General features: G+C 59.9%; 10 protein-coding genes. 6 read left to right on the forward strand and 4 right to left on the reverse strand.

Features of this window, described 5'->3' with window-relative positions:
• Position 1: 1 nt before the first annotated feature.
• A complete protein-coding gene (locus ABLV07_RS06880; protein WP_015367628.1) occupies positions 2-541 on the reverse strand; it encodes a tetratricopeptide repeat protein in 540 nt (179 codons plus the stop codon).
• A gap of 175 nt (positions 542-716) precedes the next feature.
• The gene (locus tag ABLV07_RS06885) at positions 717-2,000 is read right to left on the reverse strand and encodes a putative acyl-CoA thioester hydrolase (RefSeq protein WP_015704788.1); all 1,284 of its coding nucleotides are present in this window, start codon (positions 1,998-2,000) and stop codon (positions 717-719) included.
• Positions 2,001-2,213: 213 nt separating this feature from the next.
• On the opposite strand from ABLV07_RS06885, the gene hutI reads away from it, so the two are divergent.
• The 6 genes from hutI (at position 2,214) to ABLV07_RS06915 (ending at position 10,105) form a co-directional block, all read left to right on the forward strand.
• The gene (gene hutI, locus ABLV07_RS06890) at positions 2,214-3,473 is read left to right on the forward strand and encodes an imidazolonepropionase (protein ID WP_162184285.1); all 1,260 of its coding nucleotides are present in this window, start codon (positions 2,214-2,216) and stop codon (positions 3,471-3,473) included.
• Positions 3,470-4,426: a formimidoylglutamase gene (gene hutG, locus ABLV07_RS06895; RefSeq protein WP_042895638.1), complete on the forward strand. Its 957-nt coding sequence runs from the start codon at positions 3,470-3,472 to the stop codon at positions 4,424-4,426. The genes hutI and hutG overlap by 4 nt, the downstream gene beginning before the upstream one ends.
• A gap of 61 nt (positions 4,427-4,487) precedes the next feature.
• Positions 4,488-5,213, forward strand: coding sequence for a histidine utilization repressor (locus tag ABLV07_RS06900; protein ID WP_015704791.1), 726 nt, complete (start codon positions 4,488-4,490; stop codon positions 5,211-5,213).
• A 189-nt stretch (positions 5,214-5,402) separates the two neighbouring features.
• Complete coding sequence (gene hutU / locus ABLV07_RS06905; RefSeq protein ID WP_126027589.1) at positions 5,403-7,091, forward strand: urocanate hydratase; 1,689 nt, start codon at positions 5,403-5,405, stop codon at positions 7,089-7,091.
• Positions 7,088-8,623, forward strand: coding sequence for a histidine ammonia-lyase (gene hutH, locus ABLV07_RS06910; RefSeq protein ID WP_015367622.1), 1,536 nt, complete (start codon positions 7,088-7,090; stop codon positions 8,621-8,623). Before hutU ends, hutH begins: the two co-directional genes overlap by 4 nt.
• A 99-nt stretch (positions 8,624-8,722) precedes the next feature.
• Positions 8,723-10,105: an amino acid permease gene (locus ABLV07_RS06915; protein ID WP_015367620.1), complete on the forward strand. Its 1,383-nt coding sequence runs from the start codon at positions 8,723-8,725 to the stop codon at positions 10,103-10,105.
• A gap of 362 nt (positions 10,106-10,467) precedes the next feature.
• Here the strand turns inward: ABLV07_RS06915 and ABLV07_RS06920 are convergent, their stop codons facing one another.
• Both ABLV07_RS06920 and bioA read right to left on the reverse strand, forming a co-directional pair.
• A complete protein-coding gene (locus tag ABLV07_RS06920) occupies positions 10,468-10,944 on the reverse strand; it encodes a kinase inhibitor (RefSeq protein ID WP_015367619.1) in 477 nt (158 codons plus the stop codon).
• Between the two features lie 70 nt (positions 10,945-11,014).
• Positions 11,015-12,304 (reverse strand): adenosylmethionine--8-amino-7-oxononanoate transaminase, encoded by a 1,290-nt coding sequence (gene bioA / locus ABLV07_RS06925; protein WP_032712951.1) that lies wholly within the window; start codon positions 12,302-12,304, stop codon positions 11,015-11,017.
• Between the last annotated feature and the right edge of the window lie 11 nt (positions 12,305-12,315).

Here is a 12,315-nt window from a genome sequence, read left to right on the forward strand (position 1 = left end):
ATCAGGATTCCGGATGTCCGTTTATTGCCGACTGAAGATCGCGGTACTCTTCGCAGCTTTGGCCGCAAATGCCGGCGATGGCCGCCAGCTGCTGTTTGGCCAAATCGGGGCGTCCTTTGACCATCCACGCCTCGCCAAGGTATTCGCGGGCTTTCGCGTAGTCCGGTTTCAGCGCCAGCGCCCGCTGATAATAGCCAATTCCTTCATCGGTTCTGCCGAGCTTACGGGTGGCGTAGCCGCGATAGTTCCACGCCTCAGGCGTATTGGCGTTGTGCAGCGTATCCAGCAGGTTAAGTGCGGCCTGATATTCGCCTTTTTTCGCCAGATGCCAGGCATAATTGGTTTTATCCTCATCGCTAAGGCTACTGGTTTTCTGTGGGACGCATTTTTGGCTCACGCTGTCGTAGGCCTGACCGCTCGGGCAATCCGGGGTTTGTTTGCTCGGGCTGTTATCGCCCATGGCCAACGCCGCCGGGGTATATAACAAAAATAGCAGCGCCGGAACGACTAAGCGCCTGATGGGAGAAATTCGTGCGTTCATGGTGGCCTCCAGGTGAGTGAGAGACGCGATAAGGCATCGCGTTGCCGGTACTGAAGAGTAAACGCGCGAGCGGGAGGATTTATTCGCCGTTGGCGAAAATTATTAATTGGCGTTGTGGCAGGAGTACACGCGGATAAGAAAAGCCCGCGCTCGGGGAGAGCGCGGGCCGATAATATTACTGTTTCGGAGCGGCAACCACAAAACTGCCTACGCCGCGGTTGTTATATTCCCACATGCGGTTGAAGCCGTTGTCGTTAAGGTTACGCTGCGGGTTGCCTTTGTCATCCTGCGCGCCAACATTACCGCTGAAGGCGCGATTAGAACCGACCGCCGCCGCCCACGGTTGAGCAATGTTGAAGCCTTCATTGATGACGCTATCGCGAATCACCACCTGGCCATTGCTGTTGCCGTCGACGTCCAGCGCGCGGCCCAGCTGCGCGACGTTATCGCCGGACGCGGTGAAGCGGCTATTGGTCGCCAGGAAGCCGTAGGTTACGCTTTTCAGCGTTGCCGGGGCGAAAACGTAGGCTTCTTTCTGCGTACGCGAGTTCACGACGCGGAAATCGGTATTATCGAATACCACCGCGCCGCGACCGGAAACGATATCCACATCGCCTTCAATATAGCTATTAGTTACCAGCGTACGGGTCTGACGGTTATCCTGCAGACGGTTCTGCACGCCGCTATTGGTCACAAAGAAGGTGTTCTGGCGGCCAAGAATGTTGACCTTGTTGATCTGCACCTGGTCGCCATCGCTGCGCAAGGCCACTGCCTGATGGGTACCGGCATCGACGCTGTCGCCGAGATTGTTGGCGATGGTCAGGTTCTGCAGCTGCAGGCCATTATTCTGCGACCAGAAGACCGCGGAACACATCACGCCGACGGTGGCGGCGGATTTGCTCTGGCAGCTGTCGAACATATACCACGCGGGCTTGCCTGGCATGTATTTGCCGCCCGGATTGACCAGATGACGCCAGCTATTGCGGTCCATTTCGGAATCAATCGCTTCGCTGATTTTGACGTCGGCAGGGTTTTCACCGGTACCATAAATCGTCAGCGCGCCCGGCGCGGCAGGCACGTAGACAGTACCCGCATATTCGCCTGGCATAACAGCGATGAACAGGCGACGGGCAGAGTGACGGGCAATCGCCGCATCGACCGCGGCCTGAATAGTCGTGTGGGTCACGCCCTGGGCACCCGCCGGGCCGACGATGAAATCAGGCTGCGCCGGCAGGCTGATAGCGGATGGCGTCCACGCGGCGGCATTCGGCGTCAGCGACTGAAAATAGGCCGCTTGAGTGAAGTTTTTCGCTTCATCGGCGCTAAGAATCGGCCGTGCGGTATTGCCCGGTGCAGTCTGCGTTGAGGGCTTTTGATCGGCAGGCGTCGAGCTACAGGCGGACAGCGTCACGCCGAAGGCCAGCGCCAGCGCCAGACGGGAAACGGAATATGTGTTCATGTTGCTCCGGGCGATAATATGCAAAGTTACATACCCTTTGTGCGTGACAGGGTATAAGTCCTTTAAAACCTGCTGTTTTATACTAACTTGAACGAAACGGGAAGATGCCAGTTCAAAAACTTCACTTCTTTACGCAACGCGAAGCGCTGATGGAACGTCTTTAGTCACAAAAAAATAACATTTACCCGCGCTTTTATTGACATTACCGGCGTTATGAAAATAAATGTCTATACAACCCATGACAAGTTGAATGCTATGACTGAAGCCACCGCTGAACTCGTTATCTGGCGAAACGTGCGTCTCGCCACTTTGAATCCTGATTCTTCTCAACCATACGGCCTGCTGGAGCGCCATGCGCTGCTGGTGCGTAACGGCCGTATCGAGGCGATCGTCGACGACGCTGACGCCCCGGTGGGGCGTCGTATCGACCTCGAAGGCCGGCTGCTGACGCCGGGTCTCATTGACTGCCACACGCACCTGATTTTTGGTGGCAGCCGGGCGCAGGAGTGGGAGCAGCGGCTGAACGGCGTGTCGTATCAAACCATCAGCGCCAACGGCGGCGGCATTAACTCCACCGTGCGCGCCACGCGCGAAAGCAGCGAAGCTGAACTACTGGCGCTGGCGCAGCCACGTCTGGAGCGCCTGCTGCGTGAAGGGGTGACAACGCTGGAGATTAAATCAGGCTACGGTCTCGATCTGCAAAACGAACGCAAAATGTTGCGGGTCGCCCGACAACTGGCTGACGACAATGGCGTGGAACTGTCGGCGACGCTGCTCTCCGCCCACGCCACGCCGCCGGAATATCATGGCGACGCCGATAGCTATATCTCGCTGGTCTGCGAGACCATACTGCCGACGCTGTGGCAAGAGGGGCTGTTTGAAAGCGTTGACGTCTTCTGTGAAAACGTCGGCTTTAGTCCACAGCAAACCGAGCGCGTATTTCAGGCCGCGCAGGCGCTGGGCATTCCGGTAAAAGGCCACGTTGAGCAGCTCTCGTCGCTGGGCGGCGCTCAACTGGTGAGCCGCTATCATGGGCTTTCCGCCGACCATATCGAGTATCTGACGGAAGAGGGCGTGGCGGCGATGCGCGAAAGCGGCACCGTGGCAGCCCTGCTCCCCGGCGCGTTCTACTTCCTTAATGAAACCCGCAAACCGCCGGTGGAACTGTTACGCAAGTACCAGGTGCCGATGGCAGTGGCGACCGATTTCAACCCGGGCACCAGCCCCTTCGCTAGCCTGCATTTGGCGATGAACATGGCCTGCGTCAAGTTTGGTTTAACCCCGGAAGAGGCCTGGGCCGGGGTAACTCGCCATGCCGCGCGGGCGCTGGGGCGACAGGAGAGTCACGGTCAGCTGGCAGCGGGATTTGTCGCAAACTTCGCTATCTGGGATGCCGAGCACCCGGTCGAGATGGTGTATGAGCCGGGGCGCGCGCCGCTCTGGGGGCGCGTGGTACGAGGAGAACTGCAATGATGCTGTGGCAAGCTACCCCCGCGAACCTTTGGCAGGGGCGTGATGATAGCGCGGAGGCGCCCAATGCGCTGCGCCTGTTCCAGACCATCGCCCGCGCGGAACGCTTCGCGCCGCAGGAGATGCCTGGCGATATCGCGCTGCTCGGCTTCGCCTGCGACGAAGGCGTACGGCGTAATAAAGGGCGCACCGGCGCCGGAGATGGCCCGGAAACGTTACGCCGGGCCTTAGCCAATATGGCCAGTCATCAGGGCCATGACCGCTGCGTGGATATGGGCACGATTAGCGTCGATGGCGAACAGTTAGAAGCCGCGCACCAGGTGCTACGCGAGGCGGTGGCCGTCTGTCAACGAGCCGGCAAACGCACTCTGGTGCTGGGCGGCGGCCACGAGACGGCCTTCGGCCACGGCGCTGGGGTACTGGACGCCTTCCCGGGCGAAAAAGTGGGCATTATTAATCTCGATGCGCATCTGGATTTACGCTTTGCCGAATGCGCCAGTTCCGGGACGCCGTTCCGCCAGCTGGCGCTGGAGTGTGAAGCGCAGCAGCGAGGTTTTCACTATACCTGCATCGGGGTTAGCCGGGCGGCGAACACCCAGGCGCTATGGGATGAAGCAGCGCGCCGCCAGGTGGCTATCGTTGAGGATCTGGAGGTGCTGGCAGCCTTCGAAACACGCGTGTTGCCGGAGCTTGAGCGCAATATCGCGCAATTCGACCGTCTGTATCTGACTATCGATCTCGACGTGCTGCCAGCGCGCGAAATGCCGGCGGTTTCCGCGCCGGCGGCGCTGGGCGTGCCGCTGGCGACCCTGCTGCGGATCGTTGAGCCGTTGTGCCGCAGCGGTAAGCTTCAGGCGGTGGATTTGGTCGAGTTTAATCCGCAATTTGACATCGACGGACAGGGCGCCCGCGCGGCGGCCCGTCTGGCATGGCAAATCGCCCATTGGTGGCGCTAGCGATCCGCGCTATTATTTTCGTTTCGCCGCTCCGCCTATTACGCATAAGGAAAGCCAGGCCATGTTTGCACAACAACCTCGTTCCGCGCCCGCGCCTTTCTATGAAAAGGTGAAGCAGGCGATCAGCGAAAAGATCCACCGCGGCGAGTGGCGCCCGCACGACCGAATTCCCTCGGAGGCTGAACTGGTCGCCCAGTTCGGCTTCAGCCGAATGACCATCAACCGCGCGCTGCGAGAGCTGACGGATGAAGGCTTGCTGGTGAGGCTACAGGGCGTCGGTACCTTCGTCGCTGAGCCGAAAGGGCAGTCGGCGCTATTTGAAGTGCGCAGCATTGCCGATGAGATTGCCTCCCGCCGTCACCAGCACCGCTGTGAGGTGCTGCTTTTAGAGGAGACCGAAGCGGATGTTATCCAGGCGGAGGCGCTCAACGTCGCCGAAGGCACGCGTATCTTTCATTCGCTGATGGTGCATTTTGAAAATGATGTCCCGGTACAAATTGAAGATCGCTGCGTCAATGCCGCGGTGGTGCCAGACTATCTATTACAGGATTACACCGCCACCACGCCGCATGATTATCTGTCGCTGATTGCGCCGTTAACCGAAGGCGAACATATCGTCGAGGCGGTGCAGGCGACGTCAGAAGAGTGCGCGCTGCTGCGCATCCTGCCGCACGATCCCTGCCTGCTTATTCGCCGCCGCACCTGGTCGACGACGCATATTGTCTCACACGCTCGCCTGCTGTTCCCCGGCGCGCGCTACCGTCTGCAGGGCCATTTCAGCTCGTAATTCTCCCTGGCGCGCGCTACCGTCTGCAGGGCCATTTCAGCTCGTAATTCTCCCTGGCGTCAGCAAAACGTGATTGCTGACGCAATATAACAAAATTGTATCATTTCTGTTAAATCCTGGCTTGCGTAGAGTTGTATAGACAAGTATATGTATCTAGGTACACAACGTTAATTGTCAGGAGAAACCCCGATGTCGCAAAGCAAATATCGCCAGCTGGACGTACGTGCCCCGAGAGGCACGACGCTGACCGCCAAGAGCTGGTTGACCGAAGCGCCGCTGCGTATGTTAATGAACAACCTCGATCCCGATGTCGCCGAAAACCCGCATGAGCTGGTGGTCTATGGCGGTATCGGTCGCGCTGCGCGCAACTGGGAATGCTATGACGCTATCGTGAAGGCGCTGAAAAACCTGGAAAGCGATGAGACCCTGCTGGTGCAGTCCGGCAAACCGGTCGGCGTATTTAAAACGCATGAAAACTCGCCGCGCGTGCTGATCGCTAACTCCAACCTGGTCCCGCACTGGGCCACCTGGGAACACTTCAACGAACTGGATGCCAAAGGGCTGGCGATGTACGGCCAGATGACTGCCGGCAGCTGGATCTACATCGGTAGCCAGGGCATCGTACAGGGCACCTACGAAACCTTCGTCGAAGCCGGTCGCCAGCACTATCAGGGCAGCCTGAAAGGTCGCTGGGTGTTAACCGCCGGTCTGGGCGGCATGGGCGGCGCACAGCCGCTGGCTGCGACGCTGGCAGGCGCCTGCTCGCTGAACATTGAATGCCAGCAGAGCCGCATCGATTTCCGTCTGCGTACCCGCTACGTGGATGAACAGGCCACTTCTCTGGATGACGCCCTGGCGCGCATCAAAAAATACACCGCCGAAGGCCGCGCTATCTCCATCGCGCTGTGCGGCAACGCCGCGGATATCGTTCCGGAACTGGTGAAACGCGGTGTACGCCCGGATATGGTCACCGATCAGACCAGCGCCCACGACCCGCTGCACGGCTATCTGCCGAAAGGCTGGAGCTGGGAGGAGTATCAGCAGAAAGCCGAATCCGATCCGCAAGGCACTATCCTGGCGGCGAAACGCTCGATGGCCGACCACGTTCAGGCGATGCTGGCCTTTAATGACATGGGCGTACCGACCTTCGACTACGGCAACAACATCCGCCAGATGGCGCAGGAAATGGGCGTCAGCAACGCCTTCGATTTCCCGGGCTTCGTGCCGGCGTATATCCGTCCGCTGTTCTGCCGCGGTATCGGCCCGTTCCGTTGGGTAGCGCTGTCCGGCGATCCGCAGGATATCTACAAAACCGACGCGAAGGTGAAAGAGATCATTAAAGATGATAAGCATCTGCACCACTGGCTGGATATGGCGCGCGAGCGCATCAGCTTCCAGGGACTGCCGGCGCGTATCTGCTGGGTAGGTCTGGAGTGGCGGCAGAAGCTGGGGCTGGCCTTTAACGAAATGGTACGTAGCGGCGAAGTCTCCGCGCCGATCGTGATTGGCCGCGATCACCTTGATTCCGGCTCCGTCTCCAGCCCGAACCGCGAAACCGAAGCCATGCGCGACGGCTCGGATGCGGTATCTGACTGGCCGTTGCTCAACGCACTGCTTAACACCGCCAGCGGCGCGACCTGGGTGTCGCTGCACCACGGCGGCGGCGTAGGCATGGGCTTCTCGCAGCACTCCGGGATGGTTATCGTCTGTGATGGTACCGATGAAGCGGCGGCGCGTATCGCTCGCGTCCTGCATAACGACCCGGCGACCGGCGTAATGCGTCATGCCGACGCGGGTTACGATATCGCCATTGAATGCGCGGTGGAACAGGGTCTGAATCTTCCGATGGTTGCGGCAACGCAGGGGAACGCTAAATGAAATCTTTAACGCTAATTCCGGGGCAACTGAGCCTGTCGCAGCTCCGCGACGTTTACAGCCACCCGCTGAACATTACCCTTGATAGCAGCGCGTTTGCGGCAATTGATGAGAGCGTGGCCTGCGTTAACGCCATCCTCGCCGAAGGGCGGACCGCCTACGGTATCAACACCGGTTTTGGCCTGCTGGCGCAGACCCGTATCTCGACGGAAGATCTGGAGAACCTGCAGCGTTCGCTGGTGCTATCCCATGCGGCAGGCGTTGGCGAGCCGCTGGACGATGACCTGGCGCGCCTGATTATGGTGCTGAAGATTAACAGCCTGTCCCGCGGTTTCTCCGGGATCCGCCTGAGCGTGATCCAGGCGCTGATTGGTCTGGTCAATGCCGGCGTGACGCCGTGGATCCCGGCGAAAGGTTCCGTCGGCGCCTCCGGCGACCTCGCGCCGCTGGCGCATATGTCGCTGACGCTGCTTGGCGAAGGCAAAGCGCGGGTACGCGGCGGCGAATGGCTGCCGGCGACGGAAGCGTTACGTCAGGCGGGGCTGGAGCCGATTACCCTGGCGGCGAAAGAAGGTCTGGCGCTGCTGAACGGCACCCAGGCGTCGACGGCCTTTGCGCTGCGCGGTCTGTTCGAAGCCGAAGATCTGTTCGCCTCCGCGGTCGTTTGCGGGGCGTTAACCACCGAAGCGGCGCTGGGTTCGCGTCGTCCGTTCGATGCGCGTATTCACGAGGTGCGCGGCCAGCGTGGTCAGATTGATGCGGCGGCGCTGTATCGCCACCTGTTGACCGATGACAGCGCGATTTCGCAGTCGCATCATAACTGCGCCAAGGTGCAGGATCCGTACTCTCTGCGCTGTCAGCCGCAGGTGATGGGCGCCTGCCTGACGCAGATCCGCCAGGCGGCGGAAGTATTGTTAGCCGAAGCGAACGCGGTCTCCGATAACCCGCTGGTCTTTGCCGCCGAAAATGACGTCATCTCCGGCGGTAACTTCCATGCCGAACCGGTAGCGATGGCGGCGGATAATATCGCACTGGCGATCGCGGAAATCGGCTCGCTCTCCGAGCGCCGCATCGCGCTGATGATGGACAGCCATATGTCGCAGCTGCCGCCGTTCCTCGTGAAAAATGGCGGCGTCAACTCCGGCTTTATGATAGCCCAGGTCACGGCGGCGGCTTTAGCCAGTGAAAACAAAGCGCTGTCGCACCCGCATAGCGTTGACAGCCTGCCCACCTCCGCGAACCAGGAAGACCACGTCTCGATGGCGCCGGCTGCCGGTCGTCGCCTGTGGGCGATGGCGGAAAACACCCGCGGGGTGCTGGCCGTTGAGTGGCTGGCGGCGGCGCAGGGGCTGGATATGCGCGAAGGGCTGACCACCAGTCCGCTGCTGGAAGAGGCGCGTCATCTGCTGCGCGAACGCGTGCCGCATTATACCCAAGACCGTTTCTTCGCTCCTGATATTGAAAATGCCACCGAGCTTTTGGCCGCACGTCACCTGACGCGTCTGCTGCCTGCCGTATTGCCTGGCCTGAATTAATCACCGTTGTTCTCTGTACCCGCGTCGGGGGGATGTCATCCCCCCGGCCGTCCTACATCGCATATTTGTCGTCATATAAAAAAACCAGGACACCTGTATATGCAACAACAACACAAACCGCATCTGCTGCGCGGGCTGAATGCCCGACACATTCGTTTTATTGCGCTCGGTTCCGCTATCGGCACCGGGCTGTTCTACGGTTCGGCCTCCGCCATTAAGGCGGCGGGTCCGGCGGTGCTGCTGGCCTATCTGATCGGCGGCGCGGCGGTCTTTATGGTCATGCGCGCGCTGGGTGAAATGGCGGTGCGCAATCCGGTTTCCGGCTCCTTCGGCAGCTACGCTCGCCAGTATCTCGGGCCGCTGGCCGGATTTATTACCGGCTGGACCTACACCTTTGAAATGGTGATCGTGGCGCTGGCCGACGTCACCGCATTCGGTATCTATATGGGGTTGTGGTACCCCGATGTGCCGCGCTGGATCTGGATCCTCAGCATCATCTTCTTTATTGGCGCGATGAACCTGTGCAACGTGCGGGTGTTCGGCGAGATGGAGTTCTGGCTGTCGCTGATTAAAGTGGTAGCGATTATCGCCATGATGGCGGCGGGCGCGGGGATTATTTTCTTTGGCTTTGGCCATAGTTTCCCGGCCACCGGGCTGGAAAATCTGTGGAGCCACGGCGGCTTTGCGCCAAATGGCTGGCAGGGGATCATCGCCTCGCTTGGCATCGTGATGTTCGCTTTCGGCGGTGTAGAGATTATCGGCGTCACGGCGGCGGAAGCGCAGAATCCGAAGAAGGTCATCCCGCAGGCCATCAACACCATTCCGCTGCGTATTATTCTGTTTTACGTCTGCACCCTGGCGGTGCTGATGGCGATCTTCCCGTGGAATAGTTTTGGCGAGCAGGGCAGTCCGTTTGTGCTGATCTTTGATGGCCTCGGGATCCCGGCGGCGGCGACTGTACTGAATATCATCGTGATTAGCGCCAGTATCTCGGCGATTAACAGCGATATTTTTGGCGCCGGGCGCATGATGTACGGTATGTCGAAAGAGGGGCTTGCGCCGAAGTGCTTCCAGCGGATCGCCAGCAACGGCGTACCCTGGATGACGGTTGTGGTGATGGGCGTGGCGCTGCTGGTGGCGGTGGTGCTTAACTATCTGATGCCGGAACAGGTCTTTGTCCTGATTGCCTCGCTGGCGGCGTTCGCCACCGTCTGGGTGTGGCTGATGATCCTGCTCTCTCATTTCTCGATGCGCCGCGGTTTGTCGGCCGAAGAGCGCAGTAAGATCGAATTCCCGATCCCCTTCTGGCCGGTTGGCCCGCTGTTGACGCTACTGTTTATGGGGCTGGTGATCGCCGTGCTGGGAATGGTGGAAGAGACGCGCGTGGCGCTGTTAGCCGGGCTGGTCTGGCTGGGGCTGCTGACGGTGGTGTGGTACGCGCGCGTGCGTAAAACCGCGCTGCAGGTGGCCACGGAACAGTAAGGTCAATCTCCCCGGTGGCGCTGCGCTTACCGGGGCTACGTTTGGACCGTAGATACTGTTATCGGTTTGCAACGGTTTTGGTCGGGGAAAACATGTGCTTTGTGTTAATTCCGACACATTGCGCTCCCGATATTTCTTCTGCGTTATGTCCTCATGGCGCAGGGAGCGCACAGGGGGCGGCCAGTCGCCGCCCCCTGTACCCCCGGGCTCTGGCCGCCAACAACGGCAGTTTCAGCAAGCATGGTGAATAAATTAAAGGCAGGCCGCACGGACCGTAGGTCGGGTAAGCGCAGCGCCACCCGACAATATACCGGTGCCGCGGGTTGCCCGGATAAGGCGCAAGCCGCTATCCGGGGGGATAATTAACTGAACAGGGCGGTGATGGAAGCGCTGGCGAGCGAATGGAAATGGACATTAAAGCCGACCATCGCGCCGCTCGCCTCGGCGTCGATATCAATCTTATCGATATCCAACGCGTGTACGGTAAAAATGTAGCGGTGGGTTTCCCCCTTCGGCGGCGCCGCGCCGCCGTAGCCGGCCTTACCAAAATCGGTGCGGGTCTGAATGGCCTCTTCTGGTAGCTCCGCCTGACCGGAACCGGCCCCCTGCGGTAAAACCCGGGTATCGGCAGGCAGGTTGGCTACCACCCAGTGCCACCAGCCGGAACCGGTCGGCGCATCCGGGTCGTAGCAGGTGACGACAAAGCTTTTGGTTCCTGCGGGAACGTCGTCCCACATCAGATGCGGCGAAAGATTATCGCCATCGTACCCCATACCGTTGAATACGTGACGATTAGGCAGCTTGCCGCCGTCTTGCAGATCGTGGCTGGTCAGTTTCATGCTTCATCCTCATTGATAATGCGCTGATTAACAAAGAAGTGTAGCTTTCCCGACGGCGCAATTCCGCTGTTTATTCGCTAAAAAATGTTTCTTCTTGTACCGCCATATTGACCGCACGGGTCAGGCGAGTCAGCTGTTGTGGGCTGATGATGTACGGTGGCATCAGATAAATCAGCCGGCCAAACGGGCGGATCCATACCCCTTGCTCAACGAAAAAGCGCTGCAGAGCGGCCATGTTCACCGGATGACGGGTTTCAACCACGCCAATCGCGCCGAGTACGCGCACGTCGGCGACCCATTCTGACTCTCGTGCCGGAGCCAGCTCGGCCTTCAGCTGGGCTTCAATCGCCGCTACCTGCTGTTGCCATTCGCCGCTCTCCAGCAGGCGCAGGCTTTCGCTTGCCACCGCGCAGGCCAGCGGATTACCCATAAAGGTGGGGCCGTGCATAAAGCAGCCGGCTTCGCCATTGCTGATGGTTTCAGCTACCGTTCGGGTAGTGATAGCGGCAGAAAGGGTCATGGTACCGCCGGTCAGCGCTTTACCCAGACACAGAATATCGGCGGAGATACCGGCATGCTCGCAGGCGAACAGTTTGCCGGTACGGCCAAAGCCGGTGGCAATCTCATCGGCGATCAGCAAAATCCCTTCCCGGTCGCACATTTTACGCACTCGCTTTAGCCACTCTGGATGGTACATGCGCATCCCGCCGGCGCCCTGGACTACCGGTTCGAGGATCACCGCGGCGATTTCGTGGCGATGCGCGGCCATCAGGCGGGCAAACGGCGCCATATCCATCTCGTCCCACTCGCCGTCGAAGCGGCTTTGCGGCGCGGGGGCAAACAGGTTATCCGGCAGGTAGCCCTGCCACAGGCTGTGCATCGAATTCTGCGGATCGCAGACCGACATCGCGCCGAAGGTGTCGCCGTGATAGCCGTTGCGGAAGGTCAGGAAACGACGGCGCGGCTGGCCTTTAGCCTGCCAATACTGCAGGGCCATTTTCATCGCCACTTCTACCGCCACCGAACCGGAATCGGCGAGGAAAACGCACTCCAGCGATTCCGGCGTCATCGCCACCAGTTGGCGACAGAGCGCCACCGCCGACGGATGGGTGATCCCGCCGAACATCACGTGCGACATCTGGTCGATCTGCGCTTTCATCGCCGCATTCAGGCGCGGGTGATTGTAGCCGTGGATCGCCGCCCACCAGGAGGACATGCCGTCAACCAGCTGTTCGCCGCCGGCGAGGGACAGCTCGCAACCGTGGGCGGAAACCACCGGGTAGACCGGCAGGGGGGAAGTCATAGAGGTGTAGGGGTGCCAGATGTGGCGCCGATCGAAAGCGAGATCGTCCAGTGTCATAAGCGACTTGT

It is taken from the genome of Klebsiella sp. CN_Kp097 (assembly GCF_040064495.1).
Taxonomy (GTDB): Bacteria; Pseudomonadota; Gammaproteobacteria; order Enterobacterales; family Enterobacteriaceae; genus Klebsiella; species Klebsiella aerogenes.